The 18,436-nt window shown below is 49.8% G+C and carries 15 protein-coding genes; 12 read left to right on the top strand and 3 right to left on the bottom strand.

The genetic code is table 11. From position 1 onward, the window contains the following. Positions 1–230 precede the first annotated feature (230 nt). Positions 231–1,292: a Gfo/Idh/MocA family oxidoreductase gene (locus AAC022_RS17305; protein ID WP_339733070.1), complete on the bottom strand. Its 1,062-nt coding sequence runs from the start codon at positions 1,290–1,292 to the stop codon at positions 231–233. A gap of 716 nt (positions 1,293–2,008) precedes the next feature. Between AAC022_RS17305 and AAC022_RS17300 the strand changes: the two genes are divergently transcribed. From AAC022_RS17300 to AAC022_RS17275, 6 genes are all read left to right on the top strand, one after another. Continuing rightward, complete coding sequence (locus AAC022_RS17300; protein WP_339733069.1) at positions 2,009–2,212, top strand: carbon storage regulator; 204 nt, start codon at positions 2,009–2,011, stop codon at positions 2,210–2,212. A 107-nt stretch (positions 2,213–2,319) separates the two neighbouring features. Then, complete coding sequence (locus AAC022_RS17295) at positions 2,320–2,631, top strand: acylphosphatase (RefSeq protein ID WP_339733067.1); 312 nt, start codon at positions 2,320–2,322, stop codon at positions 2,629–2,631. Positions 2,632–2,991: 360 nt separating this feature from the next. Continuing rightward, a complete protein-coding gene (locus tag AAC022_RS17290; protein ID WP_339733066.1) occupies positions 2,992–3,906 on the top strand; it encodes an ABC transporter permease subunit in 915 nt (304 codons plus the stop codon). A gap of 55 nt (positions 3,907–3,961) precedes the next feature. Next, positions 3,962–6,085, top strand: coding sequence for an ABC transporter ATP-binding protein (locus AAC022_RS17285; RefSeq protein WP_339733064.1), 2,124 nt, complete (start codon positions 3,962–3,964; stop codon positions 6,083–6,085). Between the two features lie 36 nt (positions 6,086–6,121). After that, a complete protein-coding gene (locus AAC022_RS17280; protein ID WP_339733062.1) occupies positions 6,122–6,709 on the top strand; it encodes an HD domain-containing protein in 588 nt (195 codons plus the stop codon). 155 nt (positions 6,710–6,864) lie between these two features. Then, positions 6,865–7,500, top strand: a complete 636-nt coding sequence (locus AAC022_RS17275; RefSeq protein ID WP_339733060.1) for a DUF3124 domain-containing protein — start codon at positions 6,865–6,867, stop codon at positions 7,498–7,500. A gap of 42 nt (positions 7,501–7,542) precedes the next feature. Here the strand turns inward: AAC022_RS17275 and AAC022_RS17270 are convergent, their stop codons facing one another. Further along, complete coding sequence (locus AAC022_RS17270; RefSeq protein ID WP_339733058.1) at positions 7,543–9,255, bottom strand: hypothetical protein; 1,713 nt, start codon at positions 9,253–9,255, stop codon at positions 7,543–7,545. A gap of 282 nt (positions 9,256–9,537) precedes the next feature. Between AAC022_RS17270 and AAC022_RS17265 the strand changes: the two genes are divergently transcribed. The 4 genes from AAC022_RS17265 (at position 9,538) to AAC022_RS17250 (ending at position 13,808) form a co-directional block, all read left to right on the top strand. Further along, entirely contained in the window at positions 9,538–10,824 is a 1,287-nt protein-coding gene (locus tag AAC022_RS17265; RefSeq protein WP_339733056.1) for a glycosyltransferase, read from the top strand. Between the two features lie 2 nt (positions 10,825–10,826). Beyond that, positions 10,827–11,441 (top strand): methyltransferase domain-containing protein, encoded by a 615-nt coding sequence (locus tag AAC022_RS17260; RefSeq protein ID WP_339733054.1) that lies wholly within the window; start codon positions 10,827–10,829, stop codon positions 11,439–11,441. Then, positions 11,422–12,126: a class I SAM-dependent methyltransferase gene (locus AAC022_RS17255; protein ID WP_339733052.1), complete on the top strand. Its 705-nt coding sequence runs from the start codon at positions 11,422–11,424 to the stop codon at positions 12,124–12,126. The genes AAC022_RS17260 and AAC022_RS17255 overlap by 20 nt, the downstream gene beginning before the upstream one ends. 119 nt (positions 12,127–12,245) lie before the next feature. Further along, positions 12,246–13,808, top strand: coding sequence for an arylsulfatase (locus tag AAC022_RS17250; protein WP_339733051.1), 1,563 nt, complete (start codon positions 12,246–12,248; stop codon positions 13,806–13,808). A gap of 8 nt (positions 13,809–13,816) precedes the next feature. Here AAC022_RS17250 and AAC022_RS17245 read toward each other — a convergent pair whose 3' ends face one another. Then, positions 13,817–15,238, bottom strand: coding sequence for a sulfatase (locus AAC022_RS17245; RefSeq protein WP_339733050.1), 1,422 nt, complete (start codon positions 15,236–15,238; stop codon positions 13,817–13,819). 235 nt (positions 15,239–15,473) lie between these two features. Between AAC022_RS17245 and AAC022_RS17240 the strand changes: the two genes are divergently transcribed. Continuing rightward, positions 15,474–16,331 carry a deoxyribonuclease IV gene (locus tag AAC022_RS17240; protein WP_339733048.1) on the top strand — a complete coding sequence of 286 codons (858 nt, stop codon included), beginning with the start codon at positions 15,474–15,476 and terminating at the stop codon, positions 16,329–16,331. A 218-nt stretch (positions 16,332–16,549) separates the two neighbouring features. Beyond that, positions 16,550–18,409 (top strand): hypothetical protein, encoded by a 1,860-nt coding sequence (locus AAC022_RS17235; RefSeq protein ID WP_339733047.1) that lies wholly within the window; start codon positions 16,550–16,552, stop codon positions 18,407–18,409. Positions 18,410–18,436: the final 27 nt, after the last annotated feature.

Raw genomic sequence — 18,436 nt, 5'->3', positions numbered from 1 at the left:
GGAGTCTTATATTTGACCCGAATTTAGGGTTGGAATCGTGTTTTAGCGCCCTTCGGACTGTCCGCGATGGACTTTGAGCGGTTTCCGGTTTCGACGAAAGTGGTCTCGAAGAACGCCAGATTACCCCAATTCTTCCAGCATACCAATAAACAGGCCGCCGTATTTCGAGAACCGTTCGAGATTCGGCGGTCTGATTGTGGAAAAGGTCACTTTACAAAGTCAAAGGACACTTATTTGACCGGAATGGATCGCCCCGAATGGATACTTTTTGCTTCAGCATAGCAAATTTTCAGGGCATCTCTTGCCAGGGCGCCGGAGAGTGCCTCTGGTTCGACGCCCGATTCCAGGGCATTAACGGCCGCTTGTAACTCGAGGGTAAATGCGGCACACCAGGCATCGCCCCCCTTGAGTTTGGGGTGCTTTAACTGGCCTTTATTTGTAATCAAAGTCAAAGGCTGGCTAACGACCCACTCTTTTTGCTTTCCAACACCCATGGTCCCGGCGCCGAACAGAACTGTCGCATCTTCAAAGTAGAGTTCGTAGCCATGTGCAAACTCCAAACCACGCGCCGCGATGCCGCCGCTGACACAGCTGACCGCCAGGTTCGGGTCTTCGAAGTCATAAACAGTATGAACATGGTTCACGTAGCCTTTGTTTTCAATGCCGCGCGACGTGACTTTACTCGGCACGCCGCACATCAGGCTAATCAGATGGTTGTCGTGGATGTGCAGGTCGATTCCCCAGCCGCCCAGTTTCTGGAAGTCTTCAATGTTTTCAGACCATTTTGGAGGCGCCATGACACGACGGAAGTGGGCTGCCAGCAGTTTTCCGTATTTATTGCTCCGTACACATTCGACGGCGAATTGAAACTCCGGAAAAAAGGGGAGTACCTGGGCGACCATGAATTGGACCCCCGCTTTTTCAGCGGCCTTTACCATTTTATTGGCGGCTTTGAGGTCGATGGCAATCGGTTTCTCGACAAGAGTATGCTTGCCTGCCTTAATGGAATCGAGGGCCACCTGTTCATGCATCTGTGTCGGCAGGCAGATATCTACCAGATCGATATCGGGGTCAGCCAGCAAATCATGGTAATCGTGATATTGTTTAACTTTTGAGAGGTCCTCCTGGCCTCCGCGCGGACCGAAGTTTCCTTCGATACTGCTCCAGTCACCCGACAGTTTTTTAGTATCGCGGGTTGATATAGCTGTAACTTTGGCTCCCTTGAGTTTTTTGGCTCCCTCGTAATGAGCCATTCCCATAAAACCAACTCCGATAATCCCAATACGAATCATGATGTTCCCCTGCTGTTGAGGCAGAAATTCTGAGTGAGCCCGAATTCGTTTTGTAACGTCTCACAGGCCGAGTTTCGATAATGATGGACCGCTACCATTTTCTAAAACGTACATTTGCGAAGGCTGTTGCTTAAGACTGACGATCCTGATGGAAATCGTCAAGCGGTTGCTAAGCGGTTTTCCAGCTTCTTTTTTTATCTTGTACAAATCCCAATCGTGATTTGCGTTTTGCACAATTTGAATTGATTGCTGAGAGTTTGCCAGCATGCAGAAATCTGAAGCGGCTGACCGTTTCCGGTATACTGGAAACGGGGCCCGAGTACGATACGCGCTGTTCAATCAGGAAAAAGAGGGGCAAAAATGCCGCTAAAACGACTTTGGCGTGCCTGTGGGTTGCCTTTTTTTTGTGCATCGGACGCGGTGCGCGATTTTTGTGCACGAAAGTGGGTCGGGTGGTGGAAATAGGGGCGTGTTATGGCGTTTTTTTGGGTTGGTTTGATATTTACGGGTCTGGGGTAGACACGTTTTGCCGAAAGGTGTTATCATACTGATGTCGACATCGTAGTGATGGCAGTTTGCTGAGTCGTATAGATTGTTTTCAGCAGGCTGTTGAGATGAGTACTCTTGAATGACCCTCATCCTGCATTTTGCTTCAACCTTTGAAAGAAGGTTACAAGGAAGTATGAGGGAACAGATAACGAAGGATTCGAAAAGAAATGCTTGTATTATCACGTAAGCCCGGCGAGCGAATTCGGATTGGCGATGATGTAACTCTAACAATCGTTCGCATTGGTCCCAATTCTGTCCGACTGGGCATTGATGCCCCCCGAAGTATGAGTATTGTTCGCGAAGAGTTGTGTATCGACTTTTCTGAGCTGCCTGAGATTGAGCAGCTCCCTAAAGAAACGACTTCTCCTTAGCGCGAACTGCTTTTAAACTTCTCACCTCAAGACTCAAGTCATTCTTGATCGTCGATCGAGCCTCTATTAATTCGTTGACCATTTCTATTACACAAGAGAAGCCATCCATGTGCGCTGGTTCTCAGCAATCTGATTCATCGGCGGACGTCGTTTGTCTGCGCGCCATTTTTCAGGGACGCGTCCAGGGCGTCGGGTTTCGTTACCGTACCTCAAGGCTTGCGCAGCAGTATCCCATCACTGGCTTTGTTAAAAATTTGTCGGATGGAACAGTTGAACTGGTAGCCCAGGCGAGTAGCAAGTCGATTCTCGACCAGTTTTTCGAAGACATGATGCTGATGTTTGCAGCGAATGTAACAGATGTATCGATTCAGGAAGCAACGCCCAACCCTGCCTGGTCCCAATTCGAGATCAAACGCTAACCCTATGCAATTGAGCAGGTTCAGGTTGGCATCAAACCAATTTGGCAAGTTATAGCGAACGCCCATCCCAGATTGGGGAAAACAGCGACCGAAGTGCCTTGCTTTCTTTACTTTGACCACCTTTTCTCGGTAAAGTAGCTCTTGCTCGATAAAAGTTGGTTCAAACGCCTGAAATCTCTTTGTTTTCAGAACTTTGTTTTCGGAAATCGAAAAATAAAACCAACGTTCGAAGCACTCAGGTTCGTAAGAGGTGAGAGTGATTCTGCGCCTGGAATCGCCGGGTGACGAGTATGACCTTTAATTTTCGCAATTCATAATAGTTTTTGTTATTTGATTGGTGAATGAACGATGGAAAGCCTCTTGGTTTTTTCTGCTGAAACCGCTGACCTGACTGTGCAATGGTGGATTACCGGTGCAGGGGTCGTACTCTATTTTATTCTTTTGTTTGGCGTGAGTGCCTTCACGCAGGCAGGGGTGATTGCCCGAGCCACTACGAAAGAAGCCATTCGCCAGCCGGTCTTTTTGCTCCTGATGGCATTGGGATTGATTCTGCTGTTGTTGAATACGTTTCTCCCGTTCTTTTCGATGGGCGATGATGTCAAAATGTTAATGGACTGCGGTCTGGCGACGATTTTGATTTGCAGTCTGTTGCTGGCGGTCTGGTCGGCCAGTACCAGTATCGCAGATGAAATTGAAGGTAAGACGGCAATGACATTGCTGTCCAAGCCGATCAATCGAAGGCAGTTTATTGTGGGGAAATACCTGGGTATTCTGAAAGCCGTTGTCTGGCTGATGTTGCCCCTGGTGATTACCTTCCTGTTACTCGTCTATTTTAAAGTGGGTTATGACGCACGGGAAGCCTCTAAAGATGTCCCCAGCCATGCAGAAAAAATGGCCGCCGTCTGGCTGATCCTGCCCGGGATTCTTTTGATCTATATGGAAGTCGCCATTCTGGCCGCCATCAGCGTCGCGATTTCCACACGACTGCCGATGATGGTGAACATGATTATTTGTTTTGGTATCTACATCATCGGACACTTGACTCCGAACCTGGTGCAGGCGAAAGCAGAAGGGCTGGAGTTTGTGAAATTCACAGGGCAGTTGATCGCCACCATTCTGCCTAATCTGGACAACTTTAATATGTCACCCGCGGTCGCAACGGGAACAGTGGTTCCACCAATTTATATCGGCTATTCCGCCTTAAGCTGTCTGCTCTATTCCGGAATCGCGATTCTGGTTGCCTTTATCCTTTTTGAAGACCGTGACCTTGCCTGACGCACAGAGAGCAGTCTTCGTTTCTCAATAATTTAATACAGATTCGGTGGGTCCTGTGTCAAATCGTCAGCCCAACGCATTCCACCGCGCGTTTCCTGCGCGGGAATTCTTTCGGGGTTCCGCCAGATCCGTCTTGTTCTGGTCATTGTTAAATTGCCTGTTGCTGGCCTGCTTATTGGTCGATTTATTTCTGATTGTCGACTTGCTCAATCATCGCGGAAGGATCACAGTCCGCGGTGAGCAGAATGTCCAGGTACTGCAGGAAATCAGAAATGTGCTTCCGCTGGCGAGTCAGCTGGCAGAAGAAAAGGGCGAAAAACCAGCTGAACCCCCGGCAGAAGGGGCTGCAGAGAAAAAACAGCCAGAACCAGATGCAAAGCAGCCGGAACCCAAGCCGGAACCCAAGCCGGAACCTAAGCCGGAACCTAAGCCAGTAGAGAACCAGCTTGCAGCGCCTGCTCCCGTTGTCTCAAACAGGATCACGTTGACTGACTCAGGTATTCTCCCCTCCGTCTGGTGGTTGCATTCCAAATATCAATGGGGAATCATGTCGCGGATATATCAGCGATTTCCCGTACTGCAGGAAAACCAGACGGCTCTATTTACTCTAATCCTGGTCGCACTGGTGCTTGCCAGCATCCGGGTTCTGATCCGCTGGAGAGCACGGCAACGCAGTCTAAAAAATTCGCATCATATTTCGATGACCTTACGTAATATGATTCATCGGCAGGCATTGCGGCTGAGCCCCAGTGATTTATCCGGCAAAGAAACGGAGCATGCATTTCAACTATTCATCAAGGATGTCGGAACGGTTCAGAATGGCGTTTTTGAGTGGGTCTATCAACTCGGACGACATCCCTGTTCACTGCTTGTTATGTTGTTGTTCGCGATCTCAATCGATTGGAGATTAACATTACAGTGCCTGATTCCACTATCGGCGGCCTGGTACTTTTTATTGCAGCATCGAAAAAATCATGAACAGCAACACGCAAAAACGCTGGTCACGATTGATTCGGAACTCGCTCTGCTCGCAGAAAATTTACGCAGTACGCGACTGGTGCGTGGATATGGAATGGAAACAGCAGAGCATGAACAGTTCCAGAAGCATCTCGAAAAATATACAGACAACCTCGATAAGCTGAAACGCGTTGAAGGCTGGGGGCATCGGATTGCCCGCGGTCTGGCGGTATTCTGTTCCTGTCTGGTTCTGTTTCTGGTCGGCTATAAGGTGCTGGTCAATCCGGAAAGCCTGCCGCTCTCGGCAGCAATCTTAATCGTCGGCATCTTCGCCTTCTTCTATCTGCCCGTCAACGGGTTGTATAATCTGATGCAGATTCGCAACGATGCCAGTATCGCCGCCAGTTCCATCTATCGGTATTTGAATCTGATTCCAGAAGTCAGTCAGGCCGTCGGTGCTAAGTTTCAGGAACCCTTATCACAATCACTCCAGTTCGAAAATGTCAGCTATAGCCAGTCAGCCAATACCCCGAAAATTCTCAATGGCTTTGATTTGAAAATTCCGGCGGGAACCAGCACGGCGCTGGTGTCGCTGGAAACGCTGGCACCGCGGGCGGTAAGTTATCTCGTTCCCCGGTTCATTGAACCAAAGTCGGGGCGGGTTTTGATTGATGGCGAAGACAGTGCCTGGGTGACATTAGAATCACTCAGGGCGGAAGCCATTTATGTCAGCGGGAATGATCCCTGTTTAACGGGGACCGTCAAGGAGAATCTTCGTTGCGGCGATGAACGTTATTCCCTGCAGCAGATTATCGCCGCTTCAAAAGAAGCACACGCACATCAGTTTATCCAGAATTTGCCACAAGGTTATGAAACCTCGCTGGGGCAGAATGGTGAAGAGCTGACGTCAGGCGAATGCTTTCGCTTAGGGTTGGCGCGGGCCTTACTGCGAAAACCAGCGTTGATGATTATTGAAGAACCGGAAGAATCGCTCGACGACGATACCAAAACACTGCTGGAAGATGCCTATACTCGAATTTTTCAGAATCGCACGATTCTGATCATTCCTTCCCGGGTCGCGACGCTCCGCCGAGTCGATCAGGTCGTTTTGATCCATGAAGGAAAGGTGGAAGCCGTTGACAATCAATCGAATCTGTTGAAGAAATCGGCCCTCTATCGCCATTGGGAGTACACGCGATTCAATCAGTTCAGACACACTTAAGAATCTTCACACGAACGTTGAACCAAAGAAACAGGCATGGAACCACTTCACTCTCCCGTATTCGAACATGCGGTCCGGCTGGCCGCTGTGGCGCATAAGTCTCAAAAACGAAAATCGTCTGGAGTTCCCTATATCGCTCATCCGATGAGTGTCTGCCTGATTTTGATCAAGGCCGGTTTTCATGAAGAGTCGATTCTTGCCGCAGCAGTTCTGCATGATGTTGTCGAGGATACGGAACTGACGATCGAAGAACTGGCAGAACTTTTCTCGGCCGATGTCGTTCAGTACGTCAAAGAAATGACGGAAGAAAAAGAGACCCGCGAAGGGAAAAAACGGAGCTGGCGGGATCGCAAGCAGGATCATATTCAAGTTATGCAGGGTGCGACGCTGGGGGCTCGAGCGATCGAGTTGGCCGACAAGTTGCATAACCTGGAAGCGATGCTGTTTGATCTGCAAATCGAAAACAAAGAGGAGTTCTGGGGACACTTTGGCGCGAGCCCCGAAGCAATCGTGCAATACTATCACTCCATGATCGAAGCCGCCGGTCAGTCTGACCCGCAACTGGAATTGCTCGTCAGGAATTGCAATGCGCGGCTCGAAGAATTGAAAAAACACCTGCCTTAGCCGCTCGATCTTTGAATCGCACTTTCAAATTTGCCTTTACTATAGTAGTTTAATACTAATCAGGAACTGGGCGTATCGACAGGATCCCAAGGGAAGGCAGAACCCGCGCTCAACGACAGTCGGAAATAGTTGCTTGAAGGGAAAGTGAGTGCGCGATGCAAGATGAAAACGAGTATCCTAACTGGTTTCTCTGGTTGTGTGAAAACTGGATCGGGCTGTTATTTCTACTGGGAATAATCAGTCTGGTCACGATCAGCGCAGTCGTTTATCTCGATAACCGGTTTGCGAAGTTTGAAGATCGAATCAAATACGTGCCACCGCGCAGTTATCAACCACCGGACCTCGGCCTCTACCTGGCAGGTGATATCAATGGGGAGAAATTTTCCCGCCGTGGTTCGATGTATATTCCCAGCTACTCACACATCTATTATCACGGCGGATCTCCGTTACTGCTGGAAACGACATTGAGTATTCGTAACATCGATTCGGATCAACCCGTCTATCTGAATTCGATTGATTACTTTAACACGGATGGCAAACTGGTTGAATCTTATCTGGACCGTACGATCAAACTGGAACCATTTCAGACAATCGAATTTCTGGTGGAAGAACGTGACAGTAGTGGTGGGTCCGGAGCAAACTTCCTGGTGAATTGGACTTCAGAAGAGACTGCAGACAAGCCGCTCATGGAAGCGGTGATGATCGGGACCGCTGGTTCGCGGGCCATCGCCTTTAGCAGGTCCGGGGTTGAGATGACTCCCTCAAAGCAGAATCCAGCCGGGAAAAAATAACGATTTGAAACCCGTTCAAATTCAGGAACGGTTTTCGAACACCTACGCATCGGAATCTGCGTCGCGTGAATGTTGTGGCGGATTTGGATTCGCAGGCATGCTTTCAAACGGTTTCAGTTTGATTTCGTCATCATCCGCATTGATCCACCAGATCTGTCGACCGGCAAAGTGCTTGATCAGCCTTTGATTTTCTTTCTCGTCTAAAATATGTGCCCAGATCACCTCAGCGTTATCGATGTCTGCCCGATTGTAAATCCATTCAAAATGAGGATCATGATTGGAGTCATATTGAACAAACACAAGATCTTTTCCGGGTTGCCGCTGCAGTTGTTCCAGCAGCTCTGATCGTTGAAATGCGATCTTGTACTGCGATGGCAGACTGAGGTCGGTCGTGAAGAGCCAGACACGCGTGAAACTCATGGCGATAAAGATCAGACACAGGCCGGCGACGAATACGGGGCCCCGGTGGCAATCTTTCCATTTGGCAACACGCCAGTGCCGTGCCCCCTGAATGAAAATGAAAAAGAGCAGGGGAATCACCGGCGCCAGATAATGCGGTTGAAAAAATGTCGTACCCAACAGATTTATCAGACAGATCAATGATGTGACTGACACAGCCACGCGTCCCCAGTGCGCTTTGATGATCCAGGGAACCATCAGTAAGAGAATGCCAAGGGGAAATACGATCAGATTTCCTACCAGCCGGGATAGCTTGAGTAAAACCATATCAAGATAGCCTCTTAGGTTCTGCTGCTTCTGGTAGGCGTCAAGTGACCATCCTGTATAAAATTGTCCCAAGTGAGGATTTGCAATGGTTACCTGACGTGGCGTTCCCCAAATGAACAGCGGGGTGGGCGAATACGTTTTTTCATGCACCTGATAGGGGAACTGTGTAGGATTTCCGGTCACACGATCATTGTAAAACAAAAGCACGCCTGCGATACAGAAGCCAGCAATTCCCAAAGGTAAGAGTACAGAGCGAAATAAAATGCGATTGGGAAATTGCGATTGTCTGACCATCCAGATTACCAGCAATCCTGATGCTGAAGCAGCGGTCAAAAATCCTTCGAACGGTCGGCTGACTGCCAGTAGAAACAGTCCCAGCCCATAGAGCAACGCAGTGCCTGCATGAGGTTGTTTGATCAAACGACGCAAGGCGCCAAATAAAAGTGCCCCACCAAGCACGGCAACAGCGCCGCCCCAGAAATTCTGCCCCCAAAGTATGATGAGCGGATGGAGCGTCGACATCAGCCCTCCGGCGAAGGCCCAGCGTGGCGGGACCCAGGCTTGCAACATCCAGCAGATCGCCGCACACGCCAGCGCGACACTCAGCCAGGCTCCGACAATCGGTCGCCCGGTCAGTACTTGACCGACAGCCAGAAATAGTCCCTGTCCGGGGGGATATTTGGAAGCATAAGAGGGTTGGTGGAAGATGTGGAACGATTCAAAGTGTTTCCAGAACGGGTGCGTTGGGTTTGTGAGCCTGCCTTGCGAAAACGTATCGGCTGCTAATAGATAGCTGAATTCATCATGAATTCGGGGAACCGGTTTTTTGAACTGTGAGATACCAGCCGAAAGCACAAAACTGAGAATAAACATGGTCACCACAGATACGCGGGGAGTGCACAGGAAATGAATCTTCCTCCGCAGCGGCTTCAAGATTTTGAAACGAATGAATTGCGTGGGGATCACTCTCGTGAGCAGCACCAACGCGGCGAAGACATAACAGGTTAATAGAATCAGAGTTATTTTCATGAATCAATCGTTGTTCTGACGAGCCGGGTGAGTCAGGTTGATGCCCGTTTGCAGCAACTCAGTTCAACTGGAATGAGCTGTAAAATTGGCATTTCTGTATTATCGACCACGGTTCAGAAGCTCGGAATGGCAAAATATTGTTGGCCATTCCCCTTAAAGCTCCCTATTATACATTTCTTGCTATTTTAAAGACGAGTCGTCTCTGCCACCGCTTCAGTCTAAACTCTTTAGATGGTTTTGTAGAACCAGCACATTCACGTCAATAGGAATGAGTCGTAAAGTATGGATTATAAATGGCTTACAGTTGTCATTCCCGCTTTAAACGAACAGGATGCCATCGGTGCCACGATTGTCCGATGCCTGGACGCCCGGGAAGAGATAATCCATTCATCGGGCTTAGAGGGCATGGAAATTATTGTGGTCAGCGATGGATCGACCGATCGGACTGTGGAAATTGCGCAAAGCTTTGACGAGATTCAGGTTATCGTTTTTGAAAAAAATCAGGGTTATGGAGCGGCCATTAAAGAGGGGTGGAGGCAGGGACGCGGTGATCTGGTCGGGTTTCTGGATGCGGACGGGACGTGTGACCCACGTTTCTTTTCCCAACTCTGTCAGACGGCGATTTCCGAACATGCTGATGTCACACTTGGCTCACGTCTGGGGCCCGACTCACAAATGCCGGCAATTCGCAGGGCAGGCAACCGAATCTTTGCGTTTCTATTAGGGCTGTTATGTGGTCGAAAAGTGACGGATACTGCCAGCGGAATGCGGGTCGTCCGTCGGCAGTCACTCAAACATCTGTATCCGCTGCCGGATGGATTGCATTTCACCCCGGCAATGAGTGCGCGTGCATTAATGAATCACTTGCGCATCATTGAGATCCCCATGAAATATGAGGAACGCATCGGTGAGAGCAAGCTGAGCGCACTGTGGGACGGAATTCGTTTTCTCAAAGTCATCAGTGAAGGTGTACTCTGCTATCGGCCAGAAAAAATCTTTCTGGCAGGATTTTCCTTCTGTGTGTTATTCATCCTGCTACTGGCGGCCTATCCGACTGAGTTCTACTTCCAGCACCGCAGGCTGGAAGAATGGATGATCTATCGATTTGTCGTCTGCCAGTTGGTGGGTTCTTTGGGAATGATGTTACTGCTGGCTTCGGCTCTGACCAACCGGATGGCGCAATTCAGTGCGCGTCGTGAGGAATCGGTCGGCTTCTGGTCATCGATCGTGGTCAGTCTGTTTACCGGGAAACCGTTGGCGGTGATTGTTGGCCTGTTTACCTTCCTGGGAATTGGGTTCCTCTGGCCTGGCATTGTTGAGTTTGTGACAACGGGTACGATTACCCTGCATTGGTCACGCTTGATTGCAGGCGCATTTACTCTGTTCACGGTGATGCAGACACTCATTTTCTTCGTACTCATGAAAGTTGTCGCTATTTGGAGTTTTGAACAGAGTGCCGCCGAAAAAAATATCCTTGAATCAATATCGAATGAATCGAGTGATCTTAGAAACGTAAACTATCAAAAAATCACTCCGACGGTTGAAACTTCGCGACACATAATGAAATGAAAATGCTCCAGCAAATCCATTCTCACGCGGTCCACAGCCGACGTGTTGAATCACTAACCAGACACCTTGCACCATTATTGCCCCCGGATGGTCTGGTGCTGGATATTGGTTGTGGTGATGGTCTATTGGGAAGCTGTCTGGCTGAGTCCAACCCGAGTCTGAAGCTCAAAGGCCTCGATGTACTCGTAAGGTCGGATACCAGAATTCCGGTCACCGCATTTGATGGAACAACAATTCCTTTTGAGAATAACAGCGTTGATTCAGTTCTATTGATCGACGTCTTGCACCACACGGTCGATCCCACTGTGATTTTGAAGGAAGCAAAACGGGTTGCGCGAAAATCGATTCTCATTAAAGATCATACCCGAAACGGACTGTTTGCGAGATCAACTCTCCGCTTCATGGACTGGGTGGGGAATGCAAGTTATGGTGTCGCTCTGCCGTACAACTATTTGTCTTATGAGGAGTGGCAGCAGATGTTCTCCACATTGAATTTAGAGGTCACTGACTGGGAAAGCAATCTTCATCTCTACCCCAGACCGGCAGACTACCTCTTTGGCCGATCGCTGCATTTCGTTGCTAAAATTCGAGTGAGCCATGAACATACAGCAGAATGAGCCAGCCTTGCAGATTGAATATTGGCAGCCGGGAATGGAATGCTGTGATGAGATCTGGGAATCCGCCTATCGCCGTTTCGAGACGCCGGAACAGGAATGCCATAAATTCCTGAAACGACTTCAGCAACTGGGCGTTGATCAGTGGGACAAAAATTTGCGTGTCGTCGAGTTGTTTTGCGGGCAGGGGACCGGGTTGCATGCGCTGCTTGAACTGGGATTTCATTCGGTGGAAGGCGTCGATCTGTCACCTCATCTACTCAAGCAATATCAGGGTGCCGCACAATTGTATGTGGGGGATTGTCGAGAGTTGAAATTCGAAGATCATAGCCGGGACGTCTTAATCGTGCAGGGGGGACTGCATCACCTGCCGATTCTCCCGGCAGATCTAGAACAGACCTTAAGCGAGATGCAGCGTGTGCTCCGGCCGGGAGGCTGTGTGGTCATCGTAGAACCCTGGTTGACACCGTTTTTGCGTTTTGTGCATGCGGTCTGCAAAATTCAGGTATTGAGAAAACTGTGGCCGAAATTAGATGCTCTGGCGACGATGATCGAGCAGGAGATCACGACCTACGAACAGTGGCTCAGTCAGCCCGAAGACATTCTCGCTTTGCTCAACAGCTACTTTCAATCCGAGCAGCAGAAAGTAGCTTTCGGGAAACTGATGTATGTTGGACAGAAAACCTGATGCGAATTCGGACTGAGAAAATAGAGCGTTATTCGTAGATCCGGCTCGCTGCTTGTATTACCATAAAGCTTTCTATCCCTATTCGACTTTTATCGTTTCAACTCACAGTGAGAATCACCATGCGCCGCTGTTTCCTGATGCTGTTTCTGATCACGCTACTGGGGTATGCAAATAGACAAACGTTTGCTGAAACGCCGAATGTAATTGTGATTATGGCCGATGACCTGGGCTACGGCGATGTTTCCTGTTACGGTGCGACGGAACTCAAAACGCCGCACATTGATCAGCTGGCATCAGAAGGCCTGCGGTTCACAAACGGCTACTGCTCTGCTTCGACTTGCACACCAACTCGCTACTCACTGCTGACTGGGACCTATGCCTTTCGCGGCGAACGAACGGGAATCGCGCCACCAAACGCACCAGCGATTATCAAACCGGGCACGGAAACAGTCGCATCGATTTTGAATCGCGCTGGATATGCCACAGCGGTCATCGGAAAATGGCACCTTGGGCTCGGCGGCACGAAAGGACCGGACTGGAATGGTCAGTTAAAACCCGGACCCCTTGAAATCGGCTTCGATACCTGCTTTTTGCTGCCGACCACCAATGATCGTGTACCACAGGTTTATGTGCAGGATCATCGGGTGCTCAATCTCGATTCCGCCGATCCATTATGGGTGGGGAATAAAAAACCGAGCCCTGATCATCCCACGGGCTTAACACATCGTGACACGCTGAAAATGGACTGGTCGCACGGGCACAATTCCACCATTCACAACGGCATCAGTCGCATCGGCTTTTATACCGGCGGCCACGCGGCCCGATTCCGCGATGAAGATCTGGCCGATAAGTGGGTCGAGAAATCGGTGGCCTTTATCGAGCAGCACAAAGACGAGCCGTTCTTTCTGTTCTTTTCGTCGCACGATATCCATGTCCCGCGTATGCCGCACGAGCGGTTTCAGGGGAAGACATCACTCGGTTTTCGCGGCGATTCGATCGTGCAGCTTGACTGGTGTGTCGGTGAATTGATGAAGACACTCGATCGACTGAAGCTGGCAGAAAATACGCTGGTCGTGTTCTGTTCCGATAATGGTCCGGTGCTTGACGATGGCTATAAGGATGGTGCACTGGAAAAAATCGGGAAACACCGCGCTGCGGGCCCTTATTCCGGTGGCAAATACAGTGTCTACGAAGGGGGAACGCGAACACCGTTTATCACTCGCTGGAAAGGCCGCATCCAGCCGGGGTTGAGCGATGCGCTTGTCTGCACCATCGATCTGCCAGCCAGTCTGGCTTCCCTGACGAAACAGAGTCTGCCTCCCAACGATTGTCGTGACAGTTTCAACGTGCTCAATGCTTTGTTAGGTAAAGACAAGGCACAGGGCCGCGGCCATCTTGTGCAACAGAATAATGGCAATAACGGGACCTATGCACTGCGCGTCGGCGATTGGAAACTACATCGCTACGATAGAAAGACCGCTCGCAACGTGGTGGTCGAGCAGCAGTTGGCAAATACCAAGGTGCCGCAGTTCCAGCTCTTCAATCTGGCCAAAGATCCTGCAGAAAAAACAGACGTCTCTGCTGAGCAGCCTGCGGTAACACAGCGACTAAAACAGCAGCTTGCCCGAATCATCAAGCAGGGAAGCAGCCGACCGGGCGCAGAAGTGGCTCGACAAGACTAAACCGACTGTTATCGAAAGAGCGCCGGTTTCATTTGTGCGTTGAGTTCATTCCAACGGGATTTTAACTCGTTCAATTTTTCGGCTTGCTGTAAAGCCAGATTTTGTTTCTCGGACAGATCATCGGCGATGTTGAACAGTTCCCAGGCAGGCTCTTTTCGATGTCCGCGATGATTCACAATTTTCCAGTTACCTTTTCTGAGTGCCGCTCTGTTTCCCTGTCGCCAGAAAAACTCCTCGTGTGGCGATCCTGTTTTCTGTTTCAAAAGATAAGGCATCAGATCGCGACCGTCCTGGTTTGGTGGCACCTTTGCGCCGGCCAGCACTGCTGATGTGCTGAAGATGTCCATGCTGCTGATCGGATGAGGAAATGTCTGCTGCCGTTTCAAGGTGCCCGTCCAGCGCATCAGAAACGGCACCCGCAACCCCCCTTCATTCATTGATCCTTTCCCACCACGCAGGGGAAGATTGCTGGAAGTCAGTTCGCGTGTGGGGCCGCCGTTATCACTCAAGAAAATGACCAGCGTTTTCTGATCGAGCTGTGACTTACTTAGCTGTTTGAGGATTTTTCCAACGCTGTCATCTAGAGAGACCAGCATTGCAGCAAAGATGCGGCGCTGCACATCTTTGATCTGTTTGAAACGCTGCATATCTTTTACTTTGCCCTGCAACGGACTATGCACTGCATTGTACGCCAGATAGAGAAAGAACGGTTTGTCCTGATGACGATCGATAAAGCTGACGGCTTCGCGCGTAAACGCATCGGTCAGGTATTCTGTTTCTACTACCGGCTGCCCACCGCGAATGATCGGGTTGTTGGCGTCGTAGTCGGGCTCATTGTGTCCCATATGGGTTGAGTAAATCAGGTTGTCACTAACCCAGCGTCCCTGACTACGACCGGGAAGTGTCTTGCGCCGCAGCATTGTTGTCACACCCTGGTAAGGGGGCGGGACGAAGTAATGTCCCTCGTGCACAAAGCCGAAGAACTCGTCAAAGCCATGTCGGTAAGGATGATAATCGGCAGCGCCACCCAGATGCCATTTGCCAATCAGCCCCGTGGTGTAGCCTTGATCGTGCAACAATTCGGCAAGTGTTTGTTCGGCGGGGGGCAGGCCCGTTCCCGGATCTTCATTCCGCGCGCCAATGGGATTGAACTCGTAACCAAAGCGAGTCGGAATCTTACCCGTTAGTAGGCCGGCCCGCGATGGGCTGCAATTCGGTGCGGTGACGTACGCTTGCGTGAAGCGGATTCCGTTCTCTGCGATTGAGTCGATATGCGGCGTCGGAATTTGCGGATTTCCCTGACAACCGAGTTCACCATAACCGAGATCATCGGCCAGTAGCACAATGATATTCGGCTGATCCGCCGCGTGAAGCATGTTTGTCGTCAAACACAAAGTGAGAAACAGCGAGCACAATTTGATTGAAGCCATGATTCGTCCGGCACCATTAGAAAAAACAGAGATCGCCTGACTCAGCAGGTGAATGGAATTGCGAAATCAGATCGATTGTAACTGTAAACCAGAAAAGTTCCCACGAAATTCAATACAATCCACGGGGAATTTCTCACGCATTGTAGTGGCTGGAGGGGGCAGGGCAGACAAACTATAATGTTCCCGAATGTCGGAACTCATTAAATATTTCTTTTCAGTTTACTGGATTTGATACATGCCGTTACTGGGAGCACATCAGTCTATTGCTGGTGGATACTATAAAGCCGTTGATACCGCCGCCAAATTCGAAATGGATTGCGTGCAGATCTTTACCAAAAATAATAATCAATGGCGGGCTAAGACGCTGACTGACAAAGACGTCAGTCTGTTTCAGGAGCGGCTGGAAGCAACGGGAATTACGCATCCCTGCTCGCATATGAGTTATTTGATCAATCTGGCGAGCCCAAAAGAGGAATTGTGGAATAAATCGATCGATGCGGTTGTGATCGAACTGGAGCGGGCCGAGGCACTGGGGCTGGTCGGTGCCGTCATGCATCCGGGGAGTTATGTAACATCGAGTGAAGAAGAAGGACTCGACCGGATTGTGGCCGCCCTTGATCGCATTCATCAGCAGACGGAAGGGTTTGCAACACAAATCTGGCTGGAAACGACGGCTGGGCAGGGTTCGAATCTCGGATTTCGGTTTGAACAGTTGGCTTATATTCTGCAGCAGGTGCAGGACGGGGAGCGATTGGGGATTTGTGTTGATACCTGTCATATCTTTGCCGCCGGTTATCCCTTGATTAAAAAATCAGAATATAAGAAGACCATGGCCGAGCTGGATGAAGTGATCGGCTACGATCGCATTCGCGCCTTTCATCTAAATGACAGCAAATGCGAATTCGGCAGTCGTAAAGATCGGCACGAAGGTATCGGCCAGGGCTTTCTGGGACTGGAACCGTTTCGGCATTTGATGAATGATCCGACATTTCAAGATCGGCCGATGTATCTGGAGACGCCCAAAGAGGGAGGAGACGACGTTCCACTGGATCAGGTCAATATGGAAACGTTACGAAAGCTCTGCAAGAAATAAGCTATTTTCTTAAAGACGATCAAAATCCAAAATACCCTCTCATGCCATCAATTCAGCCTAGTCGATAAAAGATCACAGGCATTTCGTCGGGTGCGGTTGCGCGCCTGCGAATGATGCGTCCTGAACCTCAAGTCCCCATTGAGGTTACTTCCCGCTACCTAAGCAGAGAATCGAAGTTCCGTTTTGACCTCTGTATGCAGATGACAGGATTTGTGGTTGTGAAGACCGGTCAAGTAAAACGAAATGTGACAACGGTTTGTTTGCTGTTGATTGTGAGCTGTTATTTCACGGTGGGGTGTTTGCGCCAGCCCTCTGATGTGATTTCGCAATCCAGTAAGAAAAAGTCCGAAGATGCGCTGATTGCTTCCAAAAGTAGTTCCAACTTTAACTTTTTTGGTTCGAAGAAGAATAATTCAGATAAAGAATCTGTCGCCAAGGTTAAAGTCAGCGGATCTTCCCCCAATATCAATCGAATTGATCTTGGAGCAGAAGGGCAGCCACCCGGCATCGAGATCGCAGAGAATTCGTTGAACAACGACAGAGATTCCTCAGGACGTTTGAATAAGCCAAACAGGAAAACTGTTGAAGCACCGCTTGAGAACTGGCGGTCTAAATCGCTGGTTGAATCCGCTAAGAAATATCCTGCAAAGGTAGCGGAAACATATCATCGGAAAATGGACCGTATCAAACTGGCATCAAGTTCGGTAAATCAGAAGCATACAAACGGAATTCAGCGTGTCTCTAATGCGATTCCGGCTGCCGAATCGCAACAGGCGGAACCTAAAGCGTCAGCTCCTGCTTCGCAGTCTGAGTTAGCAGAAGAGGCAATGCCTTTCCGTACGGAACAACTCAGCCGCTCTTTAGATCAGGTACCGGATCAGAAAAAACAATCAAAGCTTCCGCAAATGAGCGAAGTTCTCAAGCAGAATGTGAAGCAGATGCAGCCTACGATTGACGACGTGAATCAGGAAATGCGGCGTTTACAGATTGATTCCGTCATGGGGCGAGCGAAACGCGAACTGAAACAAAAAAACTATGAATACGCAGAGTTTTTGGCAGAACAGGCGCTTGAAGCCAGTTACCGCGGGCATGTTGCTTTTGGTATCGAAGAACAATCGCCTCAAATGTTACTGCAGCAGATAGAGAGTTCGAAGCCCGCTCTGCAAGCATCGAACGTACAGGCCGTTGAACATGCTCAGCCCCGTGTGGAGACCAACAGCGGCCAGAAGGTACACAATTTTCAGTTTCAACCGTCACGCGTTCACCCGCTGAAACGACGCGCGGTCGCAAAGCCGAAATCACCAGAAGCCCCAAGAACGCAATCGCGTCCGTCTACAGGCTCAGAGGAACTGCCGCTGATCGTTCCGCGCAACATGGGGAACGAACCACAGACAATTACAATTCAGCCCAGACGACGACAAAGTGACGTCTGGAGTCAGAAAAAACAGTCTGGTGGAATCGGATTGGGGGCACCAACGTTCGAAGAGAAAGCAGAAGAGCCATTAGAGATTCCGTTCCCGAAAAAAACAGTTCAGCCTGAAACCAGTTCTGTTCCCAGTCCCTCTCTCGGTCTGGAAGAAGTTCCAGAAGAACCACCGGCCAGAATCAGGTTAAGTGGGCCAGAGCCTGCTCAGCAGGAACCGATTCAACAAAAGTCGATTAAAGCAGTAGAAAAAGCAGAGGCGTCCTCTGCACCGGGGCCAAGGTTAATGCTGCCCAGGCTGCCTGGAGATTTGACTTCACAAAACAGCGAGTCTCAGGGACAATCGGCAACGATGCTGAATCATTCCGGGGGAAAACAGGGTTTTCAGACAGCGCCTGTGAAGTTCCAGTCGAAGATTCAGGAACGACGAGAGAAGGGGCGCGTGTTGAATGGAGAGAATCGTAATGGTCCTCTTGCTGAAACCAGTTTAGTGCTGGATGAGATCGAATGGGATCTGGATGGGAATAAACGTCCCCAGCTCAGAAACGCGTGGTCAGGAATGACGACACTGTTGCTGATTGTGGGCGGGGTGATCATCCTGTTGCTGTTGATGATCATTGTCATCCTGCTACGGCGGGGCAATCCTTCGCCCTGATCCTTCCGTTTGCATGTTCAGCCACGT

It is taken from the genome of uncultured Gimesia sp. (assembly GCF_963976445.1).
GTDB lineage: Bacteria > Planctomycetota > Planctomycetia > Planctomycetales > Planctomycetaceae > Gimesia.
This window is presented reverse-complemented; position numbering and strand designations above follow the sequence as displayed.

Excerpts from the sequence above, each read along its gene's own strand:
- AAC022_RS17300 (WP_339733069.1), top strand. The coding sequence starts at position 2,009 with ATGCTTGTATTATCACGTAAGCCCGGCGAGCGAATTCGGATTGGCGAT.
- AAC022_RS17245 (WP_339733050.1), bottom strand. The coding sequence starts at position 15,238 with ATGGCTTCAATCAAATTGTGCTCGCTGTTTCTCACTTTGTGTTTGACG.
- AAC022_RS17240 (WP_339733048.1), top strand. The coding sequence starts at position 15,474 with ATGCCGTTACTGGGAGCACATCAGTCTATTGCTGGTGGATACTATAAA.
- AAC022_RS17305 (WP_339733070.1), bottom strand. The coding sequence starts at position 1,292 with ATGATTCGTATTGGGATTATCGGAGTTGGTTTTATGGGAATGGCTCAT.
- AAC022_RS17250 (WP_339733051.1), top strand. The coding sequence starts at position 12,246 with ATGCGCCGCTGTTTCCTGATGCTGTTTCTGATCACGCTACTGGGGTAT.
- AAC022_RS17280 (WP_339733062.1), top strand. The coding sequence starts at position 6,122 with ATGGAACCACTTCACTCTCCCGTATTCGAACATGCGGTCCGGCTGGCC.
- AAC022_RS17275 (WP_339733060.1), top strand. The coding sequence starts at position 6,865 with ATGCAAGATGAAAACGAGTATCCTAACTGGTTTCTCTGGTTGTGTGAA.
- AAC022_RS17255 (WP_339733052.1), top strand. The coding sequence starts at position 11,422 with ATGAACATACAGCAGAATGAGCCAGCCTTGCAGATTGAATATTGGCAG.
- AAC022_RS17270 (WP_339733058.1), bottom strand. The coding sequence starts at position 9,255 with ATGAAAATAACTCTGATTCTATTAACCTGTTATGTCTTCGCCGCGTTG.
- AAC022_RS17295 (WP_339733067.1), top strand. The coding sequence starts at position 2,320 with ATGTGCGCTGGTTCTCAGCAATCTGATTCATCGGCGGACGTCGTTTGT.
- AAC022_RS17265 (WP_339733056.1), top strand. The coding sequence starts at position 9,538 with ATGGATTATAAATGGCTTACAGTTGTCATTCCCGCTTTAAACGAACAG.
- AAC022_RS17260 (WP_339733054.1), top strand. The coding sequence starts at position 10,827 with ATGCTCCAGCAAATCCATTCTCACGCGGTCCACAGCCGACGTGTTGAA.